At 67.6% G+C, this 26807-nt stretch carries 25 protein-coding genes; 17 read left to right on the top strand and 8 right to left on the bottom strand.

What is annotated here, in order from left to right; all coding sequences use genetic code 11:
- Window positions 1–35: 35 nt before the first annotated feature.
- Window positions 36–1250 (bottom strand): glycosyltransferase, encoded by a 1215-nt coding sequence (locus ACW6W5_RS00240; protein WP_152152074.1) that lies wholly within the window; start codon window positions 1248–1250, stop codon window positions 36–38.
- Window positions 1251–1447: 197 nt separating this feature from the next.
- Between ACW6W5_RS00240 and ACW6W5_RS00245 the strand changes: the two genes are divergently transcribed.
- The 14 genes from ACW6W5_RS00245 to ACW6W5_RS00310 all read left to right on the top strand — a co-directional run bounded on the left by ACW6W5_RS00245 (window position 1448) and on the right by ACW6W5_RS00310 (window position 14390).
- The gene (locus ACW6W5_RS00245) at window positions 1448–1933 is read left to right on the top strand and encodes a hypothetical protein (RefSeq protein ID WP_121040937.1); all 486 of its coding nucleotides are present in this window, start codon (window positions 1448–1450) and stop codon (window positions 1931–1933) included.
- Window positions 1930–3645, top strand: coding sequence for a hypothetical protein (locus ACW6W5_RS00250; protein ID WP_152152076.1), 1716 nt, complete (start codon window positions 1930–1932; stop codon window positions 3643–3645). The genes ACW6W5_RS00245 and ACW6W5_RS00250 overlap by 4 nt, the downstream gene beginning before the upstream one ends.
- 9 nt (window positions 3646–3654) lie before the next feature.
- Window positions 3655–3876 (top strand): hypothetical protein, encoded by a 222-nt coding sequence (locus ACW6W5_RS00255; protein ID WP_152152078.1) that lies wholly within the window; start codon window positions 3655–3657, stop codon window positions 3874–3876.
- A complete protein-coding gene (locus tag ACW6W5_RS00260) occupies window positions 3873–4421 on the top strand; it encodes a hypothetical protein (protein WP_152152080.1) in 549 nt (182 codons plus the stop codon). The genes ACW6W5_RS00255 and ACW6W5_RS00260 overlap by 4 nt, the downstream gene beginning before the upstream one ends.
- Window positions 4422–4425: 4 nt before the next feature.
- The gene (locus tag ACW6W5_RS00265; protein ID WP_121040929.1) at window positions 4426–5982 is read left to right on the top strand and encodes an AAA family ATPase; all 1557 of its coding nucleotides are present in this window, start codon (window positions 4426–4428) and stop codon (window positions 5980–5982) included.
- Window positions 5983–6209: 227 nt separating this feature from the next.
- Window positions 6210–6446, top strand: coding sequence for a 50S ribosomal protein L28 (rpmB, locus tag ACW6W5_RS00270; RefSeq protein ID WP_019185625.1), 237 nt, complete (start codon window positions 6210–6212; stop codon window positions 6444–6446).
- Between the two features lie 10 nt (window positions 6447–6456).
- Window positions 6457–6624, top strand: coding sequence for a 50S ribosomal protein L33 (gene rpmG / locus ACW6W5_RS00275; protein ID WP_172407465.1), 168 nt, complete (start codon window positions 6457–6459; stop codon window positions 6622–6624).
- Between the two features lie 161 nt (window positions 6625–6785).
- Window positions 6786–8204 (top strand): cardiolipin synthase, encoded by a 1419-nt coding sequence (cls, locus tag ACW6W5_RS00280; RefSeq protein ID WP_121040927.1) that lies wholly within the window; start codon window positions 6786–6788, stop codon window positions 8202–8204.
- A 36-nt stretch (window positions 8205–8240) separates the two neighbouring features.
- Window positions 8241–9632 carry an FAD/NAD(P)-binding protein gene (locus tag ACW6W5_RS00285; RefSeq protein WP_152152182.1) on the top strand — a complete coding sequence of 464 codons (1392 nt, stop codon included), beginning with the start codon at window positions 8241–8243 and terminating at the stop codon, window positions 9630–9632.
- Between the two features lie 63 nt (window positions 9633–9695).
- Complete coding sequence (gene uvrD / locus ACW6W5_RS00290) at window positions 9696–11885, top strand: DNA helicase II (RefSeq protein WP_152152082.1); 2190 nt, start codon at window positions 9696–9698, stop codon at window positions 11883–11885.
- 212 nt (window positions 11886–12097) lie between these two features.
- A complete protein-coding gene (locus ACW6W5_RS00295; protein WP_152152084.1) occupies window positions 12098–12652 on the top strand; it encodes a hypothetical protein in 555 nt (184 codons plus the stop codon).
- A 339-nt stretch (window positions 12653–12991) separates the two neighbouring features.
- On the top strand, window positions 12992–13249 hold the full coding sequence (locus tag ACW6W5_RS00300) for a hypothetical protein (protein ID WP_152152086.1): 258 nt from the start codon (window positions 12992–12994) through the stop codon (window positions 13247–13249).
- Window positions 13250–13298: 49 nt separating this feature from the next.
- The gene (locus tag ACW6W5_RS00305) at window positions 13299–13868 is read left to right on the top strand and encodes a sugar O-acetyltransferase (RefSeq protein ID WP_152152088.1); all 570 of its coding nucleotides are present in this window, start codon (window positions 13299–13301) and stop codon (window positions 13866–13868) included.
- Between the two features lie 75 nt (window positions 13869–13943).
- Window positions 13944–14390, top strand: a complete 447-nt coding sequence (locus tag ACW6W5_RS00310; RefSeq protein ID WP_152152090.1) for a universal stress protein — start codon at window positions 13944–13946, stop codon at window positions 14388–14390.
- Window positions 14391–14430: 40 nt separating this feature from the next.
- Here the strand turns inward: ACW6W5_RS00310 and ACW6W5_RS00315 are convergent, their stop codons facing one another.
- Window positions 14431–14670 (bottom strand): hypothetical protein, encoded by a 240-nt coding sequence (locus tag ACW6W5_RS00315; RefSeq protein ID WP_121040913.1) that lies wholly within the window; start codon window positions 14668–14670, stop codon window positions 14431–14433.
- Between the two features lie 83 nt (window positions 14671–14753).
- A complete protein-coding gene (locus tag ACW6W5_RS00320; RefSeq protein WP_070470027.1) occupies window positions 14754–15035 on the bottom strand; it encodes a DUF2782 domain-containing protein in 282 nt (93 codons plus the stop codon).
- Window positions 15036–15132: 97 nt separating this feature from the next.
- Between ACW6W5_RS00320 and polA the strand changes: the two genes are divergently transcribed.
- A complete protein-coding gene (gene polA / locus ACW6W5_RS00325) occupies window positions 15133–17904 on the top strand; it encodes a DNA polymerase I (RefSeq protein ID WP_152152092.1) in 2772 nt (923 codons plus the stop codon).
- A 358-nt stretch (window positions 17905–18262) separates the two neighbouring features.
- Window positions 18263–18736 carry a DUF421 domain-containing protein gene (locus ACW6W5_RS00330; protein ID WP_152152095.1) on the top strand — a complete coding sequence of 158 codons (474 nt, stop codon included), beginning with the start codon at window positions 18263–18265 and terminating at the stop codon, window positions 18734–18736.
- A 153-nt stretch (window positions 18737–18889) separates the two neighbouring features.
- Here the strand turns inward: ACW6W5_RS00330 and hemF are convergent, their stop codons facing one another.
- From hemF to ACW6W5_RS00355, 5 genes are read right to left on the bottom strand one after another with little or no spacing between them, the layout of a single operon-like run.
- On the bottom strand, window positions 18890–19786 hold the full coding sequence (gene hemF, locus ACW6W5_RS00335; protein WP_121040905.1) for an oxygen-dependent coproporphyrinogen oxidase: 897 nt from the start codon (window positions 19784–19786) through the stop codon (window positions 18890–18892).
- Between the two features lie 52 nt (window positions 19787–19838).
- A complete protein-coding gene (locus ACW6W5_RS00340; protein WP_152152097.1) occupies window positions 19839–21476 on the bottom strand; it encodes a hypothetical protein in 1638 nt (545 codons plus the stop codon).
- Window positions 21477–21527: 51 nt separating this feature from the next.
- A complete protein-coding gene (locus ACW6W5_RS00345; RefSeq protein WP_458233613.1) occupies window positions 21528–22127 on the bottom strand; it encodes a hypothetical protein in 600 nt (199 codons plus the stop codon).
- Window positions 22128–22157: 30 nt separating this feature from the next.
- Window positions 22158–22577, bottom strand: coding sequence for an NUDIX hydrolase (locus tag ACW6W5_RS00350; protein ID WP_152152183.1), 420 nt, complete (start codon window positions 22575–22577; stop codon window positions 22158–22160).
- Window positions 22578–22605: 28 nt separating this feature from the next.
- Window positions 22606–24972, bottom strand: coding sequence for a S9 family peptidase (locus ACW6W5_RS00355; RefSeq protein ID WP_193222773.1), 2367 nt, complete (start codon window positions 24970–24972; stop codon window positions 22606–22608).
- A gap of 437 nt (window positions 24973–25409) precedes the next feature.
- On the opposite strand from ACW6W5_RS00355, the gene ACW6W5_RS00360 reads away from it, so the two are divergent.
- Window positions 25410–26807 (top strand): cytochrome ubiquinol oxidase subunit I, encoded by a 1398-nt coding sequence (locus tag ACW6W5_RS00360; protein WP_152152101.1) that lies wholly within the window; start codon window positions 25410–25412, stop codon window positions 26805–26807.

Below are 26807 nucleotides of genomic sequence, written 5' to 3' on the forward strand. Positions count from 1 at the left end.
CGGCACGGCAACCGCCGTGCCCACCATGGCCGCGGTCATCGAGGTGACAGATATGCCTCGATCGCCGCGACGCCAACGGCCACGCCATCTTCGACCGTCATCGCCCGGCCAAGCGCGACGGCACGCGAGCGCGTGTCGGCCCGCTCGGCAACGGCAATGGCACTGGCCAGCCGGGCGGCGTCCAACCGCTTCGGCGACAGTGCTGCCGGTGCCACGCCCAGCTGGTGCAGCCGATCTGCCCAGAAGAACTGGTCGGCGGCGAACGGCATCACCAGCGAGGGCACACCGGCCCGGCAGGCCGAATGCGTGGTGCCGCTGCCGCCGTGATGGATGATCAGCGCGCAGCGCGGGAACAACGCCTCGTGCGGGGTCGGCCCGATCACGAACACGTTGGGCGGCAGGGGAGCACTGGGCAGCCCGGCCCAGCCGGGGAACAGCAGCACCCGCCGCGGCGCCAAGGCCGCCAGCAGCGCGGGTAGCACCTGGTCGCGATCAAAGCCGGTCATGCTGCCGAAGCCGAGGTAGACCGGGGCGGGGCCGGCGTCCAGGAAGGCCTGCAGATCCGGCGGCGGCTGCCAGCCCCGCTCGGGCGCGCGCCACTGGCCGCAGATCTTGTGGTTGTCCGGCCAGTCCGGCGGCGGGGGAAGCAGGCTGGGCGAGATGCCGTACAGCATCGGCAGATCCCGCCAGGGGGAGGCGCGCCTCGGCATCCCCAGTGCCTTGCGGGCCGCGTTGATCGGGCGGCGGAAGGTACGCCACACCGCGTGGTTGACCAGGGTGTAGCTGAGCCGGTTGAGCACCCCCGGCAGGCGCAGCCGGGGCAGGAACGGGGAGGGGAAGCCGGCGGTCGGGGTCAGTGGGATCATCCCGGTGCCGATCACCGGCAGCCCGTGGTGCTCGGCCACGGTCAGGCCGACGAAAGCGGCCAGCCCGCCGGTCAGCACGGCATCGCATCCGGCGGCAGCGGCATCGGCCTGACGCATCCAGCCGGGCACGTGCCGTTGCGCCATCCGCGCCAGACCCCGCGAGGCGGCGAGACGGGCGTTACCGCGCGAGACCAGCGCCACCACCTCGTCATGGATGTCGCCCTCCAGCGCGGCATGCGGGACGCCCAGCTCGCGCGCGCTGCCCAGCGTGCCGCGCTCGGCCAGCAGCAGCACCTCATGGCCCGCGGCGATCAATCCATGGCAGAGCATCACCAGCGGGCGGGTGTCGCCTTCGGTGCCGTAGGTCAGGGCGAGCAGCTTCATGGGCGGTGCTTCGGGAAGACGGCATGCCAGGTCATTGCGGGGATCTTCATGCGGGCTGTCCTTCTCAGGTGCCCAGCCTAGCGCAGGCACCGGTGACGACCGCATCGTTCACGCGCGCATCGCATTGGAACGGCACGGCATCTCTGCTACTTTCCGCCTCGGAACGACCGCGCTCGCGGTGTCGCAGGAAGCAGGGAATGGCTCGCAATCTGTTGTTTGGCAAGGAGGCCGCTACCGCGGGCCTGTCTGTCGCCACGCGCTCTCAGGCACGCACCACCACGCTGGGTGCGGCCTCGCTCGACAGCCGCCTCCGGCAGAAGCGATCGCCCGCGTACGTGCAGGCCATGACCAGGGTCGATGTCGGCGGTCACGTGCACGATCGCGACGCATTGGCGGCGCTGAAGCAGCTGGTCGCCGCGGAGCTCGGCGAGATCGCCCTGGAGGATCGCCTGCTCGGCATCGTCAGCCGTTGCATGCTGGGTCATCCCTATGAGGTCCATACACTGGACATGACCGGGCAGATCATCGAGCACTTCAAGATCGGCCACACCCTGCCGCTAACGCTCGAACGGGCACGCGCGCTGGCCCTGCATCCGTCCTACGCCTTCATCGAGGTGTACGCGAACCGGATGGTCACCGTCAGCGACTCCGGCCAGACCGCCGTCATCGAAGGAACGACATGAGCACACAACGCATCATCCATATGGCGGACCTGTCCGCCATCAACAGCAGCCTGCGCTCGCTGGGGCAGGATCTGGACGCTTTGCATACCCAGGCCCACGCGATCCAGAGCGATGTGGGTGCCACCCGCAGCGAACTGGCGCGCCTGGAAAAGGCGTTCATGGATTTCGTCGCGGCGGACCTGAAAGCCAAGGAACTGTCGCTGGCCGAAACCCGGCAGGTGAAGATCCGCCAGGAGCTGGAAAACCGGTTCGGCCACTACGCCGAGGTCCGCCGCCAGACCACCGGCATCCTGCAGGCGGCCGACATCAGCCTGGTCCGGCAGGACACCATCCGTGCCGCCAGTGAGAACCTCATGCTGGCGGCGCCCGGCTACTGGCTGGCCCCGGCACTGGTGGCGCTGGCCGCGTGGCTCAATGACCAGCAGGATCTGGCGCAGCGTGCGCTGGCCGAGGCCATCCGTCGCGATGACGAGAAAACCAGCCTGCTGTTCTCTCTCGTCAGCCGCCGCGCGGGTCGCCTGTCGGCCGCCCAGCAGTGGATGGACCGTTATCTGGGCATGCAGAACCCGGTGGAACTGGACCGCCAGACCGTGGTGCTGATCGACGCGATCGCCGGCGGTGTGTTCGGCGTGGAGACCGCCCGCATCTGTGTGGCCCGCACCAATGAATGGATCGAAGAACTGGCCCAGCGGGCCGGCTTCGTGGAGGCCCAGCGCAGCCAGTGGATCGACGCGCTGCGCTCCAAGACCCCCAATGGCGACGACAGCGCCCGCTACCCGCACCTGCAGCGCTTCAGCCCGACCTGGCCGGCCCTGCAGGACTCGCTCAATGCCACGGCGACCCACGCGGCCGTCACCCGGCATTTCCAGAGTGTGTTCAGCGGCGATGTACGTGCCACGGCCGGGCTGGCGGCGGATGTGGATGCGCTGCTGACCAAGCTGGTCTCGCACTTCGATGCCGAAGAGCTGCCGCTGCGGCGCGATGAAGCCCTGTGCAAGCTGATCATCGATGAGAACGGTGACCGCCCCGCGGCCGACCGTCGCTTCCAGCTGCAGGACCCGGCACTGGAGCACCGCATCAGCTTCACCCAGTTGCTCACCAACGCCGCGATGCACCCGGAAACCTCGCAGGCTTCGCGCGCCACCCAGCGCTTTGCCACCGCCCAGTCGCGCAGCTGGATTCTGGAAGCGCACCACGATCTCACCGCCAGCATCCGCCAGGCGATCCCGACCGAGGTGGAGGTCACGCTGGATGCCTGGCAGGGCAGCACCCGCGATGGCAGCAACGAGGTTGAATTGGAAACCTCGCTCAATGCGCACGTTGACAACGGGCTGGCCCAGGCGCTGGCCGGCGTGAAGCTGCGCTTCCAGCACTGGGCTGTCCTGGTGCTGGGTGTCCTGCTGCTGGTGATGACCATTGGCAACGTCATCGGCATGGTGATCGCCGCGCTGATGCTGCTCTGGGTCGGCATGGCCTACAAGAATCTGGAAAAGACCCGTGAAACGGTCCGTGCCGACTTCGCGCGCCAGCGTGAGCAACTGCAGAACGCGCTCAAGGCCTGCATGGCCGAAGTCGTGGAAGTGCGGCGTGATCTTGCCGCGCGCGATGCCCAGTCTGCCGAGTTGACCGCGTTGCTGGAGTCGATCACGCCCGAGCAGTTCACCCTTGGCGGTCATGACACTACCCGCCGCATTCTTGCCGCCACCGCCTGAGGCCCGACCATGACCCGTTCCCTGCTCGATGCTTCCGCCGTGCCGCCGCCGTTGCCGGCCCAGGACGCCCTCCCGCCGCCGCTGAACGATGTCGCGGCGGCTACCCCGGTTGTTTCCGCCGCGCCGCTGGTCAATATTGCGGCCCCGGATGCGCTCGCCGGCGCCCTGCCTGGCTGGGACCTGCTGCCGAAGACCGGTTTCGTACGCCGCAAACGCGCCTCGCACGGATGACACTGCCGGTTCCGCGGACCTATGCCGAATGGAGCCAGGTCCTGGATGCGTTCAGCGAAGGGGGTCGCGAAGCCGAGGCGCTCGCGGCCATGGCAGCCGGGCGGCTGGACTGGACGCCCGGCGTGGCGCAGTTGTTCACCGACCGGGTGACCACGCTGCTCGACCTGCGGCTGAAGCACTGCAGCGCTCGTCTGCAGCGCGATCTGGGGGCTCGGGCCGATGAAGTGACCCTGGTGCGCGCGCTGCTGGACGCGCGTCGGCATTTCAGCGTGCTGCATCAGCTGGCCTCGCTGGCGACGCTGCCTGAATCGCTGCGCGCGTTCCTGCGCGATGAACTGGTCCGCATCACCGCCAGGATGCAGGCCGACCTGGAAGCCAACGCACGCACGCTGCGCTGCGACCGCACCCTGCGCGCGGTGCGCTACAACAGCCTGTGCCACTACCGGCCGGCCGCGCTGGATGCTGCCGCGCCGCCGCCACTCCCGTCTGCTTCACCTGCCGATGGCCCCGCTGTAGCGGGCCGCCGGCGAACCTTGATGATCTGAATCCATGAGCGATACCCGCGAGTTCCATGCCACGCTGACCCGCTACCTGAAAGCGCGCGTGCCCTTCATCTCCATCCGCAGCACCGAACGCGCGCGGGTGCTGGATATCCTGCGTGACGTCGCCGGTGCGCTGAGTGCGCCGTTCTATGTACACACGCTCTCGCAGGGAACGCGCGAGCTGGCGACAGGGCGGATCGTCAACGAAGACCGCTCGGTCATCGGCGCGGTCGACTTCGCCAGCCAGCAGATGGCGCAGCGGCAGAACCTCAGTTTCGTGTTGACTGAAGTGTCCGACCTGGAGGACGACACGCCCTCGGCGCGGCAACTGATCGATGTGGCGATGCTGGCGGCCGACCACGGCGGCTCGCTGGTCGTGGTCACCAGCAAACCGGTGTTCGGCCAGCTGCAGCGCCTGGGGATGTCGCTGGTGCTGTCGCCGCCCACCGAAGACGAGATGGCGGCGATCATCCACGAACAGATCGATCCGTACCGCAGCCAGTTCCAGATCGAGTGGGACGACGCCGACATCCGCCAGGCGGCGGCCATCCTGGCCGGCATCTCGCGGTTGGAGGCGGAGAACATCATCGCCACGCTGCTGGTCAACGGGCGTATCGACAAGAATGATCTGGTCGAGTTGATGCACGCCAAGGACCGCATCTTCGCCGACATTTCCGGCATCGAGCGCGTGCCGGTGCGCGGGGGCGATCTGAGTGTGGGTGGCCTGGGTGGCCTCAAGAGCTGGCTGGCACGCGAACGGCCGTTGCTGACCGCTGATCTGCGCGAGCGCGGCATCCGTCCGCCGCGAGGCGTGCTGCTGGTCGGCGTACCGGGCTGCGGCAAATCGCTGTCGGCCAAGGCCATTGCCCAGGACTGGCAGTTGCCGCTGTACCGCCTGGACCTGTCCACCATCCACGGCCAGTACCTGGGCCAGAGCGAAGGCCGCCTCAAGGAAGCGCTTGCCACGGCGGATCACGTGGCGCCCTGCGTGCTGTGGATCGACGAGATCGAAAAGGGCCTGGCCGGTGCCACCGGGGGCGGCGACGGCGGCACCTCGACCCGTCTGGTCGGCCAGTTCCTGTACTGGCTGCAGGAAGCCCGTACCCGCGTGTTCGTGGTGGCAACCGCCAACGATGTGTCCAAGCTGCCCCCGGAGCTGCTGCGCCGGGGCCGGTTCGACGAGCTCTTCTTCGTCGACCTGCCGACCGCGCCGGAACGCCGCGACATCATCGGCATCTACGCCCGCCGGGGCCTGCAGCAGCGCGAACTGGCGCCGGCGCTGCTCGACGAGCTGGTCGAACTGTCCGAGGGCTTTGCCGGCTCGGACCTGGAATCGGCGGTGCGTGAGGTGGTGAAAGAGGCCTACCTGAAGGGCGATGCCGTGGTCACCGATGCGCTGTTCCGGCGCAGTTTCCAGAACGTGGTGCCGTTGTCGCGGACCGCACCGGAGCAGATCGAGAACATCCGCGCCTGGGGCCGTGAACGGGCGGTGCCGGCCTCGGGCGAGCCGATCGCGGCCAGCACCCCGGCCGCCGGGCGGCCGCGCCGCGCCGTTCTGGCATGAGCGACCGGGCCGGCAGGCCCTGCCGGCCTCGGTTGCGCCATCAGGGCCAAGCGGGCATAATGCGCGGCTCGCTGTGTCCAAAAACCTTTGGATCGGCGGCCGGGAACACGTCATCCGGCCCGCCCTCGACAGCGTAACCCTTTGATTCTCATGACGTGTGGCGGGAAACCGCCGAGGCCGCCGTCGCCCGGGCTATGGGCTGACAACTACTTTTATCGAGGTGCGCAATGTCCCGCGTATGCCAAGTTTCCGGCAAGCGAGTGCAGACGGGTAACAACGTCTCGCACGCCAACAACAAGACCCGTCGTCGTTTCCTGCCCAACCTGCACGAGCGCCGCTTCTGGGTTGCCAGCGAAAACCGCTGGGTCAAGCTTCGTGTTTCCGCGCATGCCCTGCGCACCATCGACAAGAACGGTATCGACTCCGTTCTGGCTGAGCTGCGTTCGCGCGGCGAAAAGGTCTGAGGAGTAAACGATCATGGCAGGCAAGCGCGATAAGATCCGTCTGATTTCGACGGCCAACACTGGCCACTTCTACACGACGGACAAGAACAAGAAGAACACCCCCGGGAAGATGGAATTCCTGAAGTACGATCCGGTCGTGCGCAAGCACGTCCTGTACAAGGAAGGCAAGATCAAGTAATCCGCAAGGGTTCTTGAGCTTCCCGACGAAAAACCCGCCCTCGTGGCGGGTTTTTTGTTGCCCCGGCGACGCACGGTGCCGGGCCGCAGCGGCTGCACCGGTCACCCCGGCGGCACAGCCGCCCATGGCAGAATGCGGTTCCCCTCCCGACGGGCGACGCGATGCTGTTCGAGTGGCTGCTGGGTTCGTGGTTGTTGATGCTGGATTGGCTGATCCGGCTGGCCGCGCTGTTGTGGATTCCCAGCCGCACCACGCCCGGTGCCGCGCGCAGCTGGTTGCTGCTGGTCGGCTTCGTGCCGCTGCTCGGGTTGCCGCTGTATCTGCTGTTCGGCCACCCGTGGCTGTCGCGCCAGCGCGTGCAGCGCCAGGCCGAGGCCTCCCAGGTGATCCGCGAGGAGCAGGCCCTGCAGCCGCCGCTGCGCTGGACGCCCCCACCGGAGACGGCCACCGCCGAAATCGTGCCGCTGATCGAGCGCCAAGGCGATTTCATGCCCATCCACGGCAACGCGGTGGATCTGCTCAATGATTACGACGCCTCGCTGCAGGCCCTGATCGAAGACATCGACCAGGCACGCGAGCGTGTGCACCTGCTGTACTACCTGATGTTCGACGATGCCGTCGGCGAGGCCATCGTGCAGGCGCTGCAGCGGGCCGCCGCACGCGGGGTGCACTGCCGCGTGCTGCTGGATGCAGTGGGGGCCAAGCGTGGGCTGCGCCACTACCGCCACCGTCTCCAGGCCCTCGGCGTAGATGTGCGCGCGATGCTGCCCGGTGGGCTGCGCTGGCGCCGCAGTGGCCGCATGGACCTGCGCAACCACCGCAAGATCGCGGTGATCGACAACCGCGTCGGCTACATCGGCTCACAGAACCTGGCGCGCGCGCAGTTTGTCGCCGGGTTCCCGAACAAGGAGCTGGTCGCGCGCGTGCGCGGGCCGGTGGTGGCGCACCTGGAAGCGGTGTTCGCCAGCGACTGGTACATGGAAACCGGGCAGCGCCTGGATGTGCTCACCGCGGTGCCGGTGTGCTCGGCCGATGTGCCGACCCAACTGCTGCCCAGTGGCCCGGCGTACCCCTTCAGCAACGCGCGCGATGCGGTGAACGCGCTGATCCATCTGGCGCGCCGGCGCATCGTGCTGGTCACGCCGTACTTCGTGCCGGATGAGGCGACCCTGAGTGCGCTGCGCATCGCGGCGCTGTCCGGCGTGCAGGTGCAGCTGATCCTCTCGGCCAGTACCAACCAGCGGTTGACCTCCTGGGCGCAGGAGGCCTACTACGATGAGCTGCTGCGCAGCGGCGTGCGCATCGCGCTGTACGAGCCTCACTTCCTGCATGCCAAGCACCTGACCGTCGATGAAGACATCGCCCTGGTCGGCTCGATCAACCTGGATATCCGCTCGTTCGCGCTCAATGCCGAGATCGGCATGCTCTGTTACGACGCCGGCATGGTGCGCCAGCTGGCGCAGATCGAAGCGGACTATCTGGAACAGTCCCGTCCGCTCGATCTGGCGACGTGGCGCCAGCGGCCGGCGTGGAAGCGCAGCCGCGAAGGCATCGCACGGCTGGCCGATGCGTTGATGTAGCCCGCTGTGACGCACGTGGACGGCCGGTCCACACGCATCGCCTACAATCGATGCATGACTGCGTCCGATACCCACCGCCAGTGTGATCTGGCCATCGTCGGCGGCGGCGCTGCCGGCGTCCTCGTCGCGCTGCAGGCCCTGCGCCATGCTGCGCGACCGTCACGCATCGTGCTGTTCGAGCCGGCTTCGGCGCTGGCCGAAGGCATCGCCTACGCCACGCCTTGGCCTGAGCACCTGCTCAACGTGCCGGCCGGCAAGATGAGCGGGCTGCCCGATCAGCCTGCGGATTTCCTGGATTACCTGATCGACAGCCAGGCGATTGCCGAGGTGCCGCGCGAGGTGCTGGCGGACCAGTTCGTGCCGCGCCGCCATTTCGCCGCCTACCTGCGTGAGCGCCTGGAACAGGCGTGCGAGCGCAGCGTGGCGGCGCTGGAGGTGGTCGAGCAGCCGGTGTTCGCGCTGGAGCCGACCGGCCACGGCGTACAGCTGCGGCTCGACGATGACGTGACGTGGCGCGCGCAGCGCGTGGTGTTGGCCTGTGGCAACAGCATGCGTCCGCTGCCGGTACCCGGTGCCGACGCACTGCCGCCCGCGCAGGCGGTGGAGGCCTGGGACTACGACGGCGTGCGTGTGCTGGCCGGCGACGACGACCTGGCCATCGTCGGCTCGGGCCTGAGCATGGCCGACAGTGTGGTCGCCCTGGCCGCCGCCGGTCACCGCGGGCGCATCTACGTGCTGTCGCGCCATGCGCTGCTGCCGTTGCCACACGCCCACGGCGCGGCGGTCACCTTCGATCCGCAGCCGCTGCTGACGATGTCGCTGCGCCAGCGCGTGCGGGAGCTGCGCGCGCTGGCCGATGCCGCCGTGGCACAGGGCATCCCCTGGCAGAGCGTGATGGACCGCATCCGGCCGATGGGCCAAGCGTTGTGGCTGAGCCTGGGCGAGGCCGACCAGCGCCGTTTCCTGCGTCACGTGGTGCGCTATTGGGACGTGCACCGCCATCGCATCGCCGGATCGGTGCATGCCCAGGTCGCCGAACTGGAGCGCAGCGGCCAGCTGCAGCGCCACCGGGCCCGGCTGGATACGCTGCTGGTGCAGGAACGTGGGTTGCAGCTGCACGGCCGCAGCCCGGACGGTGGCCTGCCGCCCCTGACCGTGGGCGCGGTGATCAACGCCACCGGGGTGGAGACCCGCGCGCTGTCCATGCGCAATCCGCTGATCCAGCAGCTGCTGGCGGACGGGCACGCCCGCCCGGGCCCGCATGGCCTTGGGCTGGAGACCACCGTGGACGACGGTGCCCTGATCGATGGCCATGGCCAGCCGCAGCCTGCGATCCGGGTGGTCGGCAGCCTGCGCATCGGCACCCTGTGGGAGAGCCTGGCGATCCCGGAACTGCGCGTGCAGGCCGAACAGGCCGCGCGCGGCTGAACCCGTTCGATCCGGGTGCCGGGTAACGGCCCGGAGCGCCCCGCCCGAGGGTAAAATGGGGACATGGATGTTTCCCACTTGCTCGACGGGTTGAACCCCGCCCAGCGCGAAGCTGTGTCCGCCCCGCCCGGCCACCATCTGGTGCTTGCCGGTGCCGGTTCCGGCAAGACCCGCGTGCTTATCCACCGCATCGCCTGGCTCAATGAAGTCTGCGGCGTGCCGACCCATGGCATTTTTGCGGTGACCTTCACCAACAAGGCCGCCGGCGAGATGCGTCACCGCATCGACCTGCAGCTGTCGCAGGGCAGCCGCGGTGCCTGGATCGGCACCTTCCACGGCCTGGCCCATCGCCTGCTGCGCCTGCATTTCCAGGACGCCAAGCTGCCCGACAGCTTCCAGGTGATGGATTCGGACGACCAGCTGCGGCTGGTCAAGCGCGTGGTCCAGCAGCTGGAGATCGATGACGGCAAGTTCCCGCCGAAGCAGATCGCCTGGTGGATCAACGAGCAGAAGGACGAGGGCCGTCGCCCGCAGCATATCCAGCCCGAGCCGCATGACGCGTGGCTGGAAACCATGCGCCAGGCGTATATCGCCTATCAGGAGCGCTGCGACCGCGCCGGTCTGGTCGATTTCGCCGAGCTGCTGCTGCGCGCGCATGAACTGCTGCGCGACAACCCGGCGCTGCTGGCGCACTACCGCTCGCGCTTCCGCGAAATCCTGGTGGACGAGTTCCAGGACACCAACGCCATCCAGTACGCCTTCGTGCGCGTGCTGGCCGGCGATACCGGCCACGTGTTCGTGGTCGGCGACGACGACCAGGCCATCTACGGCTGGCGCGGCGCCAAGGTCGAGAACGTCCAGCGCTTCCTGAAGGATTTCCCGGGTGCGCAGACCGTCCGCCTGGAGCAGAACTACCGTTCCACCGCCAACATCCTCGGTGCGGCCAATGCGGTGATCGCGCACAACCCGGACCGTATCGGCAAGGAGTTGTGGACCGACAGCGGCGATGGCGATCCGATCGATCTGTACGCGGCCTACAACGAAATGGACGAGGCGCGTTACGTGGTCGAGCGCGCGCGGCAGTGGGTGCGCGATGGCGGCAGCTACGGCGACGTCGCCGTGCTCTACCGCAGCAATGCACAGTCGCGTGCCTTCGAAGAAGCGCTGCTCTCCGAGCAGGTGCCGTACCGCGTGTACGGCGGCATGCGCTTCTTCGAACGTGCCGAAATCAAGGATGCGCTGGCGTACCTGCGGTTGATGACCAACCGCAACGATGACGCCGCCTTCGAGCGTGCGGTCAACACGCCGACGCGTGGTATCGGCGACCGCACCCTGGATGAAGTGCGCCGCTTGGCCCGTACCCACGCGATCTCGCTGTGGGAGGCCACCATGCTGACCACCCAGGGTAATACGCTCGCTGCACGTGCACGCAACGCACTGGCCGGCTTCCTGGTGCTGGTCAACCAGCTCCAGGCCGAAGCCGACACGATGACCCTGGCCGAACGCATCGACCACGTGCTGATGCGCTCGGGCCTGCGCGAGCACTGGTCCAAGGAAAGCCGCAACGCGCTGGATTCGGAATCGCGCGCCGACAACCTGGACGAACTGGTGTCGGTGGCCTCGCGCTTCGTGCGTCGCGAAGACGATGTCGAAGAAACCCAGGACATGAGCGAGCTGGTCGCCTTCCTCGCCTACGCCTCGCTGGAAGCCGGCGAAGGCCAAGCCCAGGCCGGCGAAGAGGGCGTGCAGTTGATGACGCTGCATGCTGCCAAGGGCCTGGAGTTCCCACTGGTGTTCCTGGCGGGCATGGAAGACGGGCTGTTCCCGAGCGCGCGCTCGCTGGAAGAAAGCGGCCGGCTGGAAGAAGAACGTCGTCTGGCGTACGTGGGCATCACCCGCGCGCGCCAGAAGCTGGTGCTCTGCTATGCCGAATCACGTCGCATCCATGGCCAGGACAACTACAACGTGCCCTCGCGCTTCCTGCGCGAGATCCCGCGTGAGCTGGTGAACGAAGTGCGCCCCAAGGTGCAGGTCTCGCGCGGCACCTCGCTGGGCGCCAACCGGGTGATGGGCCACGCCGCGCTGGAAGCACCGCCACTCAAGCTCGGTGCGATGGTCAACCATCCCAAGTTCGGCGAAGGCATGGTCACCGACTACGAAGGCAGCGGCCAGCACGCCCGCGTGCAGGTCGAATTCATCGAGGCCGGCAGCAAGTGGCTGGTGATGGCGTATGCCAATTTGACGGTGCTCTGAGCAGCGCTCGTCATCCAGTAGTGCCGGCCGCTGGCCGGCTGCTCTTTGCCGCGGCGTTGTCGCGAGCCGGCCAGCGGCCGGCACTACAATGGGCGGCATACCTTGTCGGGAGCCGGCCAGCGGCCGGCACTACAATGGGCGGCATTCCTTGTCGGGAGCTGGCCCGCGGCCGGCACTACAATGGCGCCATCCTCTTCGAGCAGGCCCCCGCCATGACCGATTCGCCGCTGCACCTCACCGTCAAGTTGAACGCCAAGCTCCAGCCCGAGCATCGCCATGAGCTGTTCGAAGATCCGCTGGATGCGCTGCTGGGCAGTGCCGAGCTGGGCGAGATCACCGGCGGTGGCACCGCGCTGACCGAAGACGGCGAAGTGGACTACGGCGATATCGAGGTCGCGTTGAACGATCCGGCCTCGCTGCCTGGCGTGATCGAACTGCTGGAGCAGCTGGGTGCGCCGAATGGTTCGCTGATCCAGCGCGGCGGCGCTCCCGATCAGCCGTTCGGCGTCACGGAAGGCCTGGCGTTGTATCTCAACGGCACCGACCTGCCCGATGAGGTCTACGAACAGTGTGATTCGAACTATGTGTTCGAACAGATCGTCGAGCGCATCGACGGCCACGGCGAGATCTGCAGCTGGTGGCAGGGCCCGACCGAGACGGCGCTGTATCTGTATGGCGCCTCGTTCGACACCCTGCACGCGCGCATCGCCGATCTGCTGGCGAGCTACCCGCTGTGCCAGGGCGCGCGTGTGGTGCGTACCGCCTGATCAGCAGTCCGGCGCGTGGCCTGCTGCATAGCGCAGGCCACGGCGCAGCTGCGCCCGCACATCCGGATTGGCGTACACCGCAGCATCATGGCCCAGCCCGGTGTGCCAGCTGCGGCCGCCATCGAAGGGCCGGCACGGTGTCCGTCTCCGTCCTGCGCTGCAGCACGGGCATCCCAGCCAGCGCATGCCTGCGCTATCCGCGTTGTGGTGGGCCAGGGCGCCTCGCTTCATCCCCGATCGCCCCCGGCTCATCCCGGATTTCACACAGTTCGTCGCGTGGCGCTTGTCGCACCCCGGGCCTGCGCCCAGAGTCTGCCCCTGTCCGCTGGGAGCGCACTCGTGAACAAGGGAATTCCGTATCTGCTTGCTGCACTGGTTCTGCTGACATGGTCGGCAGGCTGGGCCGAGCCGGTGCTGGCCCTGTTCCAGCACGCGCAGACCTGCCTGGCCGACGGTGTCGACTTCGATCTGCTGCGCCTGCGCTGCCAGCCGCAGCCCAGTGGGGTGTGCATCGGCCAGGCAACACTGTGGTTCTGGCTGAGCGGCATCGTCTTCGCGGTAGTCGCGCTGCTGGGCACGCGTCGCCGCACGCGCTGACAGTCGAACACGCAACCGGCATCATCGGCCTCTGTCTGATGGAGGCCATATGAGTCCGATTGAAAAGGAAAAGATGCTGTCCGGGCTGCCATACCGCCCCGGGGATCCCGAGTTGCAGGCCGACATGGCCGCCGCCAAGGTCTGGATGGTCCGTTACAACGCCGCGCTGGCCGAAAGCCCGGCCGTGCGCCGCGCGCTGTTGCGCGAGCAGCTCGGTGCGGTGGGCGAGGGCGCGGTGATCCGGCCGCCATTCCATTGCGACTACGGCTACAACATCCGCCTGGGGCAGGGCGTGTTCCTCAACTACAACTGCGTGATCCTGGACGTGGCCGAGGTCAGCATCGGCGATGGCACCCAGATCGGTCCGGCAGTGCAGCTCTATGCCGCCGACCATCCGCGTGATCCGCAGGCGCGGGCTGAAGGCCTGGAGTCGGCCAAGCCGGTCCGGATCGGGCGCAATGTCTGGATCGGGGGCGGCGCGATCGTGTTGCCCGGGGTCACCATCGGCGATGATGCGGTGGTGGGCGCGGGCAGTGTGGTCACCCGCGATGTGCCGGCTGGCGCGACCGTCGTCGGCAACCCGGCGCGCGTGGTGCGTGCACGCGCCCACGGCGATTGATCCAGCTCAAGGCATTGCGTCCACACCGGGTGTGCAATGGTGATGTTCCCATTGCCCACCCCAAGGAGCTCTGCCATGTACAAGCGCATCCTGATTGCCACCGATGGTTCGGAGCTGGCCGAGAAAGGCTTGGCCAAGGGCCTGGAGCTGGCCAAGGACCTTGATGCCGAGGTCGATATCGTGACCGTCTCCGAGCCGTGGGCGGTCGGCATGTACGACGCGATGGGCTGGAGCGTGGGCTACATGAACACGCCCGAGTACAAAGCCGACCGCGAAGAGACCGCGCAGAAGGTGCTGCAGCCGGCCAAGGCTGCTGCGCAAGCGCAGGGCCTGCGTACGGCGACCGTGCACGTGTTGGACCGCTACGCCGCGGACGGCATCATCGATACCGCCACCGAACGCGGCAGCGACCTGATCGTGATGACCTCGCATGGCCGCCGTGGCGTCACCCGCGTGCTGCTCGGCAGCCAGACGGCCGAAGTGCTGGCACGCAGCACGGTACCGGTGCTGGTCATCCGATAACGGGAAAGCGGTAGTGCCGGCCGCTGGCCGGCAATGCCCCTCAATCGCGCAGTTTCAACGTCTGCGATTCATCCAGCGTGCCGTCGGGCTGCAGCACCACATAACGCTCGCCGCTGCGGTCGAACAGCACCGGGATCGGGTCGCGGAACAGCGGGCGGCGCACGAAGCGCAGCTGCCAGCCGAAATGCTCCAGCGTCTCCACTGCCTGGCGCTGCTCTGCAGTGAGGCCGGCGCGCAGTTCAGCCGGATTCGGATCGTGGCGGCGTTCGGGTGTCGTCATCGAGCGTGGGCAAGCGGGGACGGGGGGCAGCGCCTTGCCGGCCCCGTGCGGTCACGGGGCAGCAGTGCGGTCGACGCCCGGGATCACCAGCTGTAGAGCTTCCAGTACACCGGCGAGACGCCGTCCTTGTCGCTGTCCATGCGGCCATCGCCGTTCTGGTCGTACATGTAGAACGGGGCACCGCGCGACGGGGTCACCTTGACCATCCGCAACTGGCCGCCGACCCGGTATTCCTCGATGGTGTCGCCGTTGTCCTGCACCGTCTTGACCACATCGGCGCCAGTGACATCGACCGGGGGCCTGCCGCCACCACCGGTGGCACAGCCAGCCAGCGCGAGCACGCCTGCGAGCAACAGAATCTTCATGGGCCGGGAGTCCTTGGGCGAAGAGGGCCTGATTATGCCCGATGGATCGTGAGGCCGGTGCCGACGACGGTCAGGGCCGGGCGCGTAGAATCGTCATATGAGCCGATTAGTCCTGATTGACGGGTCCAGTTACCTGTATCGCGCGTTCCACGCGCTTCCGCCGCTGACCAACGCACACGGTGAACCCACCGGCGCGCTGTTCGGTGTGGTCAACATGCTGCGCGCCACCCTGAAGGAGCGCCCCGAGTACGTCGCCTTCGTGGTCGATGCGCCCGGCAAGACCTTCCGTGACGACCTGTATGCCGACTACAAGGCCAACCGCCCGCCGATGCCCGACGACCTGCGCCCGCAGATCGAGCCGATGTGCCGCATCGTCGAGGCGCTGGGCCTGAGCATCCTGCGCATCCCCGGCGTGGAAGCCGATGATGTGATCGGCACGCTGGCCCTGCAGGGTCACCGCGATGGCCTGCAGGTGACCATTTCCACCGGCGACAAGGACTTCGCCCAGCTGGTCCGCCCGGGTATCGAGCTGGTCAACACCATGACCGGCAGCCGCATGGATTCGGACGCGGCGGTGATGGAGAAGTTCGGCGTGCGCGCCGACCAGATCGTCGACCTGCTGGCACTGATGGGCGACGCTGTGGACAACGTGCCCGGCGTGGAAAAGTGCGGCCCCAAGACCGCCGCCAAGTGGTTGGCCGAATACCAGCACCTGGATGGCGTGATCGCCGCGGCCCCGACCATGAAGGGCAAGATCGGCGAGAACCTGCGCGCGGCGCTGGAGCGCCTGCCGCTCAACCGCGAGCTGGTCACGATCCGTACCGATGTGCCGCTGGAGGTAACGGCGCAGACCCTGCCGCTGCGCGAGCCGGACGTGCCGTCGCTGGGCGAGCTGTACCTGCGTTACGGCTTCACCCAGGCGCTCAAGGAGCTGGGCGGCCCCGTGCCGGCCCCGGCCGCTGCCAGCGATGCCCCGGTCAGCCTGCGTGGCACCGCGGCCGGCTACGCGCGTGCTACGCCGGATGAGGCGGTGGTGCCGGTCGACCCGGCGCTCTCCGCCCCCGGCGAGTACGAGATGGTGCTCACCAGCGAGCAGCTCGACGCCTGGGTGCAGCGCCTGGCCGATGCCGAGCTGATCTCCTTCGATACCGAGACCGACGCGCTGGACGCCATGCGCGCCAACCTGGTCGGCATCAGCCTGGCGGTCGAGCCGGGCCGGGCCGCCTATATCCCGGTCGGTCACGATTACCCCGGCGCGCCGGCCCAGCTGCCGCGTGAGCAGGTACTGGCGGCGTTGCGCCCGGCGCTGGAAGACCCCTCCAAGAAGAAGCTTGGCCAGCACGGCAAGTACGACCTGCACGTGCTGCGCCGCCACGGCGTGAACGTGCAGGGGTACCACGACGACACCATGCTGGAGAGCTTCGTGCTCAATTCCACCGCCACGCGCCATGACATGGACTCGCTGGCGATGCGCTATCTGGGCTACACCACCATCAAGTTCGAGGAGGTGGCCGGCAAGGGCGCCAAGCAGATTTCGTTCTCGCAGGTGGGCCTGGACGAAGCCTGCCGCTACGCCGCCGAAGATGCCGACGTGACCCTGCGCCTGCACCACGCGCTGCAGCCACAGCTGCGGGCCACGCCCTCGCTGGACAGCGTCTACCGCGACATCGAGATGCCGCTGGTGCCGGTGTTGACCCGCATCGAAGCCAATGGCGTGCACATCGACATGGCCGAACTGCGCCGGCAGAGCCAGGACCTGGGCTCACGCATGCTGGCCGCCCAGCAGAAAGCCACCGAGCTGGCCGGGCGCACCTTCAACCTGGATTCGCCCAAGCAGCTGCAGGCCGTGCTGTTCGACGAGCTGCAGCTGCCGGCGCTGGTGAAGACCCCCAAGGGCCAGCCCAGCACCAACGAAGAGGCACTGGAGGCGATCGCCGAGCAGCACGAGCTGCCGCGGGTGATCCTGGAGTACCGCGGGCTGGCCAAGCTGCGCAGCACCTACACCGACAAGCTGCCGGAGATGATCAACCAGGACACCGGGCGGGTACACACCAGCTACCACCAGTCCGGCGCCGCCACCGGCCGGCTGTCCTCCTCGGACCCGAACCTGCAGAACATCCCGATCCGCACCGAGGATGGCCGTCGCATCCGCCGCGCCTTCGTGGCCCCGCCGGGCCGCAAGATCCTGGCCTGCGACTACTCGCAGATCGAGCTGCGGATCATGGCCCACCTCTCCGAGGACCCCGGCCTGGTGCGGGCCTTCGAGCAGGGCGTGGACGTGCACCGGGCGACGGCGGCGGAAGTCTTCAGCCGCCCCCTGGAGGAGGTGACCTCCAACGAGCGCCGGGCCGCCAAGGCGATCAACTTCGGCCTGATGTACGGCATGAGCGCGTTCGGGCTGGCCCGCAACCTGGGCATCGACCGCGGCCAGGCCCAGGATTACGTGGCGCTGTACTTCAGCCGCTACCCGGGCGTGCGCGATTTCATGGAGCGGATGCGCCAGCAGGCCCGCGAACAGGGCTATGTGGAAACCCTGTTCGGCCGCCGCCTGTACCTGAACGACATCAACGCCCGCAACCAGGGCCTGCGGGCCGGTGCTGAACGGGCCGCGATCAACGCCCCGATGCAGGGCACCGCGGCGGACATCATCAAGCGCGCCATGGTGAAGGTGGACAGCTGGCTGGAGGATCACAGCGACCAGGCCAAGATGATTCTGCAGGTGCACGATGAACTCGTCTTTGAAACCGAAAGTAGTTTCCTCGATACCTTGCGTTTGAAAGTCGTGGAACTGATGTCCTCGGCCGCCGAACTGCGTGTGCCGCTGGTGGTGGATGCGGGCGTGGGCGACAACTGGGATGAGGCACATTGAGGCCTGAATCACAGTCAAAAGGCTGAATTGGTTCAGTGCGCCACGATAATCTGACTGTTGGATGAATGTTTCTGGGAAGAGGTCCGGATTAATTGGGCCCCTTCACGAACTATCAATGTTCGGAGTGCTTTTATAGACCTCGACAGGCGCAATGCCTGTTGTGGATCTCTCCCATCCCCTGGAGCAGATCTCGGAACGGGGGCTCCTCCCCAAGCGCCCGTTCCCCGGCCCCGCTAACCTCCCCCTGGTTGGCGGGGCTTTTTATTTGTGGCGCCGGAAAACGGCCATCCACGCCGTCAGGCCATTGCCTCGCGCCGGGTGCCGGCCCATGCTGGCCGGACCAGTTCGGGGAGAGGCAATGAGCGACCTGTTTGCATTGGCCATGCCGTGGTGGGAATTCATCCTGCGCGCGGTGGTGGTGTACGCGGTGGTACTGGGGATGGTCCGGCTCTCCGGCAAGCGTGCGCTGGGCCAGATCACCCCGTTCGACGTGTTGCTGATCGTGCTGCTGGGCAACGCGGTGCAGAACGCACTGCTGGGCCAGGACACGTCCCTGGGCGGCGGCCTGCTGCTCGCGGCGACGCTGATCTCGATCAACTACGGCGTGGGTTGGCTCAGCACGCGCAGCCGGCGCGTGGAAACCCTGGTCGAAGGCGAGCCGATCCTGATCGCCCGCGATGGCAAGGTGCTCGATTCCGTGCTCAAGCGTGAGCTGGTCACCCCGGCCGATCTGGACGCAGCGATGCGTCAGCAGGGCTGCCTGTCCATCGACGATGTCGCCCTGGCGGTGCTGGAGATCAACGGGCACATCACGATCGTGCCGAAGAAATAACGGGGACGGAGGTAGTTAAGCGCGAGAAATAACGGGGACAGAAATAACGGGGACGGAGGTAGTTAAGCGCGTGCGCTTAACTACCTCCGTCCCCGTTATAGCCTCCCCGTTATAGCCCTTAACTACCTCCGTCCCCGTTATAGCCGGTCCCCGTTATAGCCAGTCGCGCGGCACCAGGTAATCCGCCAAACGCGCCTCATCGCTGCCGGCCTCCGGCTGGAAGCCATACTCCCAGCGCACGCGCGGGGGCAGGCTCATCAGGATGCTTTCGCTGCGCCCACCGCTCTGCAGCCCGAACAGGGTGCCGCGGTCGTAGACCAGGTTGAACTCGACATAGCGGCCGCGCCGGTACAGCTGGAACTCGCGTTCGCGCTCGCCGTACGGCGTGTCCTTGCGGCGCTCGACCAGCGGCAGATAGGCATCCAGGAAACCATCGCCGACCGCACGCAGATAGGCGAAATCACGCTCGAAATCGCCATGCAGGTCGTCGAAGAACAACCCGCCCACGCCACGCGTCTCATTGCGGTGGCGCAGGAAGAAATACTCATCGCACCAGCGCTTGTGCGCCGCATAGCGCTCTTCGCCGAAGGGCGCGCACAGATCGTGCGCCACCTGATGCCAGTGCCGCACGTCGTCGTCGATCGGATAGAACGGGGTGAGGTCGAAGCCACCCCCGAACCACGAGGCCACCGCCACGCCATCGCGCTCGGCGCGGAAGTAGCGCACGTTGGCATGGGTGGTCGGGAGGTAGGGATTGGCCGGATGGAACACCAGCGAGACACCGGTCGCGCGCCAGGAAGCCCCGGCCAGCTCCGGACGGTTCGCCGAGGCCGACGGCGGCAGGCGCGTGCCGGCCACATCGGAGAACCCGATCCCGGCCTGCTCGAACACCGCGCCATCGCGCAGGATGCGGGTCCGGCCACCGCCGCCCTCCGCGCGCTGCCAGAGATCTTCGGTGAAGCGGGCCTGGCCGTCGGCGGTTTCAATCGCCGCACAGATGCGGTCCTGCAGGTCGGTCAGATACGCGCGGACGCGGTCGAAGTCGTTCATGGGCGCTACTTTACCGCAGGCCGGTGCACGGCCTGCGTGTGCTCACTGGCGCTCAGTGGCCGCTTTTGCGGGTGCTGCTCTTGCTGTTCTTCGCCGGGGCGGGCGCCTCGGCCGGTGCGTTGCCGTCTGCCTCGGCATCGGGCTCGGCCGCCATGCGCTCGGCGATCTGTTCCAGCCCGGCGCTGACCTGCATCAGCCCCCAGTTGCGGGTCGCGTGCACATCGCAGGCCACGTGGGTGCCTTTGCCATCCTTGGCACAGATCGAGGCCATCTGCGCGGGCAGCTGCTCGTCACCGGTGTGCTCGTAGACGGTGGCCAGGTTCTCGCAGCCTTCGCGTACGCCGGCGGTGCACAGCGTCCTGTAGAACGGCGCCGCCTCGGCCCAGCGATTGCGCAGCGCCAGCTGATGACCGGCGGCATTGCAGCCCTGCAGCTTGCCCGCCGCACAGCACGCCTGGGCACCGCCCTCGCGGCCCAGCGTCGGGCAATCCTGCGGCAGCGGGGTTTCGACGAAAACCACCGGTGCACTGCACTGCTGGGCTTCGCCGGTGCGCTCGTAGTAGCTGAAGCGGTTCCAGCTGTCCATGCCGATCAGGTTGCCGTTGGCCAGGCGCTTGAACACGAAGTCATCGCCCTGGTCATGGCGCACACGGATGTCGCCATCGACCAGCCGCGCGCGCAGCTTGCCGCCGAAGCCGCTGTCGATCATGCCGCCATCGCCGAACGGCAGATGGTCCATCAGGCCCTGGCTGGCGACATAGCTGCCGCAGGGCAGGGCGGTGGCTGCCACCGGGGTCAGTGCCCTGGCATCCAGCGTGGTCAGCGGCGCTGCACGCTCACAGGCGCGCGGGTCCTTGCCCACGGTGCACGCCCGCTGCAGTGCATCGCGGGCCGGGATCAGGCGGCCGGCGTCCCACAACGCCTCGGCAGCGTTGGCGCAGAACGTGCCGCCGGTCTGTACCCGGCACAGGGTCGTGACCTCATCGAGCTGCGCGGCCGGCAGCGGTGACGCCTTGGCTGCGCTGAGCCCGCCAAGCAGCGCCTTGGCCAAGGCTTGCCCCATGGCATCGCGCGCGGCCTCCAGACAGGCGGCCTGGTCGTACGCCGCGGACGCGGGTTTGCAGACCTCCGGCTCAGGCAGCTCCGGAGCATCGTCCTGGGTCGCCGCCAGCGTCCTGGCCTCGCGCGCCTCGGATTGGAAATTGGCCAGCAGACGCTTGCAGGCGGCCGGCACATCCTCACGGCACCACTGCCGCAGGCGGTCGTTGCTGGCGAAGAGCGTGTCGTTCAGGCAGGTACCGATCTCGGCCCGGCACGATCCGGGCCGGAACATCGCGGCGGGGCGACAGCTGGCGGCCTTCTGCAGGCGGTACGTATTGAAGCGATCGCTGAGCCGCCGACCGCTGTCTTCCAGGGTCAGCGAGCCGACGCCGCCGTTGTCCAGGTCGGCCAGCTTCAGCTCGTCGCCGAGGCGGCTGAGCACGTACGGCTCCGGTGCCCGCCCGGGAATCTGCCGCACGCCCTCGTTCGCGCTGTGCAGGGTCAGCGTGGTGCCGGTGTCCTCGGACACGAACATGCCGCACACCATCGTCTGCGTGGCCGCGGCCGCCGGCAGGCTGACCGCCGTGAGCAGGGTGAACAGGGTCGTGCGCCAGCCGTGGCGGCGCAGAAGGGGGAGGGAAACAGTCACACGATCATCCTTGCAGGTCGTGCAGCGCACCGTGGCGCTGCGGGAAACATCTCAGCGGCGGAACAGTGCACGTACATCGGGCGCGCACAGGCGCACGATCAGCCAGCCATGCAGCACGGCGAACGCTGCAGCGGTCAGGCCCATCAGTACGCCCCAGATCACGCGCAGCACCCGCAGGTCTCTGCGCAACTGCAGTATCTCCAGCGAATAGGTCTCCGCCGGAAGCTGCGCCAGCAGGTGGCGGAAGGTATCGTCGACGCCCCAGACCACCACCCCATTGAGCACGGCCGTGATGGCGAGCAGCGCCACGAACGATCCCCACGCCCAGCGCCAGCGCCGCAGCATGCCCCAGCACGCCAGGACGCCCGCCAGGCTCGATACGCACAGCAGCACGTTGGCGAGCACCGGGTGGGTGAGCAGCCAATGCACCCAGCCGGGCAGCCAGTGGAGGTTTTCATCGGTCAGCAGCGCCTGCAGCGCCTCCGAGCCCGACAGGCGTATCGCAATCAGTGCCAGCACCGCCCACAGCGCGGCCGTGACCAGGCAGACCAGCAGCACGGACTTGAGCAGGGGGGCGAGAAATCCAGGCGCACCCTCCCCGCTGGGGTGTGGCGTGCAGGAAGGCAATGGCGGGGGAAGCGACGCTGACATCCGGTGTCCTGGTTGGGCAGGCCGCGACGTCTAGGTCGCAGCCACCGCGGTCGCGGCCGCGGGCAGGATATGGTCTGCGCTCAACGGTGCCAAGCGCAGGCCATGCGGCGGGCGCAGCGGCACCCACGCAAGTTCGGCGATTTCCGCCTGCGCGCGCGGCGAACCGGTGACCGTCACCAGGTAAACATTGGCCCGCACGCGGTGCCCGGTTTCGTGCACCGCCCAGGCCTCGAACCGGCCCAGCGGCACGGCAGTGGCCGGGTCCAACATGACCCCGAGTTCCTCCTTGAGCTCGCGCGCCAAGGCAACCAACGGTGCTTCACCGGGCTCGGGCTTGCCGCCGGGTTGGATGAAGGTCTCCGAGCCCTGTTTGCGCACCACCAGCACGCGGCCCCCGGCATCGAAAACGACCGCGGCGACGATATCGATCGTCGCCGCGGCGTGCTGCACGTCAGTGGGGACCGACGTCATCGCTGGATTACTTCAGGTTCTCTTCGAACAGCTTGAGGATGCGCTTGTACTGGTCCAGCCAGGAATCGGCACGCACATAGCCGTGGCGTTCCAGCGGGTACGGCGCGATCGTCCAGTTGTCCTTGTGCAGCTCGATCAGTTTCTGGGTGAGGTTGACCGAGTCCTGGAAGAACACGTTGTCGTCCATCATCCCGTGCGCGATCAGCAGGTGATCCTGCAGGCCGTCGGCGTATTCGATCGGCGACGACTTGCGGTACGCCTCCGGGTCGATGTCCGGGGTGTTGAGGATGTTGGCGGTGTAGCCGTGGTTGTACTGGTGCCAGTCGACCACCGGGCGCAGCGCGGCGCCGGCCTTGAACGTGCCCGGCGAGCGGAACAGCGCCATGAAGGTCATGAAGCCGCCGTAGGAACCGCCGTAGATGCCGGCGTGGTCACGGTCGCCCTGCTTGGTGGCGACCAGCCAGTCCAGGCCGTCCTTGTAATCTTCCAGTTCCGGGTGGCCCATGTTGCGGTAGATCGCCGTGCGCCAGTCACGGCCGTAGCCGGCGCTGCCGCGGTAATCCATGTCCAGCACCACGTAGCCCTTCTGCACCAGCAGGTTGTGGAACATCTGCTCGCGGAAGTAGGCCGGGTACTGCTGGTGTACGTTCTGCAGATAGCCGGCGCCGTGCACGAACATGGCGATCGGGTACTGCTTGCCCGGCTCGAAGGTCTCCGGGCCGTAGTACTTGGCCCAGACCACGCCCGCGCCATGCTTGGACGGCACCTGCACCAGCTTGGGCTGGATCCACTCGCGCGCCTTGAACTCGGCGGTGCGGGTGTCGGTCAGCACCTTGGCCTGGCCACCGGCGGCGGGCACCACGGCCAGCTGGGTCGGCAGGTAGGCGCCGGAGTAACGCACCAGCAGCTGCTGGCCGTCCGGGGACAGCGAGAAGTCTTCCACGCCGTTGAGCGCGGTCAGCTCACGCACCTGCTTGCTGGCGGTGTCCACCGCGCACACTTCGTAATCGCCCGGCGATTGCTGGTTGCACAGGAAGTAGAAGCCGCGGCCGTCGGCGCTGGGCACCGGCATCGAGGTTTCCCACTTGCCACCGGTCAGTGCCTGCGGCTTGGCCGTGCCCTGCTGGGTGTACAGGTGCGAATAGCCGGATTCTTCGGACAGCAGCCACAGCGTACGGTTGTCGTTGGACCAGCCGAAATCGTTGAAGCTCCAGTTGATCCAGGCGCTGTCGGTCAGGCGATGACGCGTCTCCAGCTTGGCGCTGGACGGGGTCACGCTGGCGATCCAGCGGTCCTTGTTGTCGTTGGCGCGCAGCATGATCGCGGCCTGCTGGCCATCGGCGCTCCAGCGGATGCCGGGCGCGCCAGGGCCACCGAGTACTTCCACCGGGCGGTTGCCCTTCAGGGCGTCCTTGCCGGCGGCCTTGCGCAGCGCGGCCAGCGGGTCGGTGCCGATGCCCGGCAGGCCGTCCAGCGACAGCGGCCTGACCGTGCCGGCCACGGCATCGACCAGCCACAGCGCGTTCGGTTCCGGGTCGTTGCGGCCCACGCGGGTGCGGGTGTCCTCGAACTCTTCGTAACCCGATTCGGTCACGTACTTGGGCATCTTGCCGCCGCGGCCTTCATCGAAGCTCTTCGGCTTGGTGACCACGATCAAGGTGCGCGCATCGGGTGAGAGCACGCTGTCGACGATCTCCACATCCGCGCCCAGATACACCGGGCCCGGCGCGCGGGTGTCATCGGCGCGACGCCAGCTGGCTTCCTGCGCCTTGAGTGCCTCGCGCTGGGCGCGGTCGTTGCGCAGCGTGGCCAGGGTGCGCAGCTGCTGCTCGCGCAGGGTATCGGCCTTGGGCGCGTCGTCCGGATTCTTCTCGGCCTTCAGGCTGGCGACCTGCTGCACGCCGGCGGCGGCGGTCCAATGGAACCAGTTCTGGCCGGTGCGCCAGATCACGCCGCCGTCGCGGGCGAAATTGACCGCGCCGGACTTCTCGGTGCTGCGGGTCAGCTGGCTCAGCGCGCCGCTGCGCAGGTCGCGCACGAACACATCGCCATTGCGCACGAAGGCCGAGCGCTGGCGCGCGCTGTCGTAGACCGGGCTGTCCACATCCAGGGTGCCGCGCTGGTCATCGCCAACCTGTGCGGCCACACCGCCGGCGACCGGCTGGCGGAAGGTATCGCGCACCGGGCTGCCGTTGCGCTTGAGCTGGTACTCCACCTGCTGGCTGTTCCAGGACCACCACGCGCTCTCGACCGGCGGACCGATCCAGTCCGGGTCGGCCATGGCCTGCTCGATGGTGATCGGCGTCGGCGCCGCATGGGCAGCACCGCCGAGGGCGGCGAGCAGCAACAGGGACAACGGCAGCGTTCTGGGCATTGCGGGCGGCACCAATGAGGAAAACCCGGCAAGCGTAGCAGCCGCAAGGGGCGCGGGAAGGGGCCACAGGTCATGGCACCGGCCCATGGCCGGGATCGGCAAAGTCGTCCCGCCAGTGATGCTTCCACGCGCGGCGAAGGGCGATCCCGACCTGCGCCCGGACGGCGCAGGCCTTGCGCTGCCTTGCCCCGCCCCCGCAGGGCAGCAGCGCGTCGACAGCCCGGAACCGGCTCTACGGTGGCCATGAACCCCGGGGTTCACGGGAGACATCCCTTTCAAGGAGCGATTCGATGTTCAAGACGATCACGCGCGTGACCGTGCTGGCCGGTGCCGCCGCGCCTGCGACAAAGTGAAGCAGCGCGTCACCGGGTCGCATGTGCCTTTCACGGATACAGGCCCAGACTGGTGCGGATTTCAGAGCCAGTCGGAGGCGTCTCTTGGACGCGTTGTTGTTGTCCCGGATCCAGTTCGGGTTCGTCATCAGTTTCCATGTGCTGTTCCCGGCCTTCACGATCGGTACCGCCAGCTGGCTGGCCTTTGTCGAATCGCGCTGGCTGCGCACCGGCAATCCGGTCTGGCGCGAACTGTATTTCTTCTGGCAGAAGATCTTCGCGGTCTCCTTCGGCATGGGCGTGGTCAGCGGCATCGTCATGGCCTTCCAGTTCGGCACCAACTGGCCACGGCTGAGCGAGGTCGCCGGCACGGTGATCGGCCCGCTGCTGACCTATGAAGTGCTCACCGCGTTCTTCCTGGAAGCCAGCTTCCTGGGCGTGATGATGTTCGGCTGGGGCAAGGTCTCGCCGCGCCTGCATTTCTTCTCCACCTGCATGGTGGCGCTGGGCACACTGGTCTCCACATTCTGGATCCTGTCCTCCAACAGCTGGCTGCAGACGCCGGCCGGTTACGCGATGGTCGATGGCATCGTGCACCCGCAGAACTGGTGGCAGATCGTCTTCAACCCGTCCTTCCCGTACCGCTTGGCGCACATGGCCCTGGGCTCGTTCATCACCACCTGCTTCGTGATTGGCGGTGTGGGCGCGTGGTACCTGCGAAAGGACGTGCACCGTGAGGCTGGGCGCAAGATGCTGCTGGCGGCGGTGGGCTTCGCCGCGCTGACGGTGCCGGTACAGATCTTCGTCGGCGACATGCATGGCCTGAACACCCTCAAGCACCAGCCGATGAAGATCGCGGCGATGGAAGCGCACTGGCATTCCGAAGGCGAGGGCAAGGGCGTGCCGCTGGTGGTGTTCGCGGTGCCCAATGAAAAGGCCGAGCGCAACGACTATGAAATCGCGATCCCGCGCCTGGGCAGCCTGATCCTCACCCATTCGCTGGACGGCACCTTCGATCCGCTCACCTCGGTGCCTGCCAGCGACCGGCCGCCGGTGGTGCCGGTGTTCTTCGCGTTCCGGGTGATGGTCGGGCTGGGCACGCTGATGCTGCTGCTGGCCTGGGTCTCGGCGTTCCAGTGGTGGCGCGGCAAGCTGCTGCAGTCGCGCTGGTTGATCCGCGGCTGGAACTGGATGCTGCCCAGCGGCTTCATCGCGCTGATTTCCGGCTGGTTCGTGACCGAGATGGGCCGGCAACCGTGGGTGGTCTATGGTGTGCTGCGCACGGCCGACGCCGTGGGTCCGCAGAGTGCGTGGATGACGGCGCTCTCGCTGGGCGTGTACATCGTCGGCTATGCGTTCGTGTTCGGCTGGGGCGTCTGGTACCTGGTGAAGATCATCCGCACCGGTCCCAAGCCGCATGACCCGGCCCCGGCGCTGGATGCCGGCAGCCACACCCCGGCGCGGCCGCTGTCCGGTGCCGATGAACCGCTGGAGGAGCGCTGA

Source organism: Stenotrophomonas sp. IS26 (assembly GCF_054188265.1).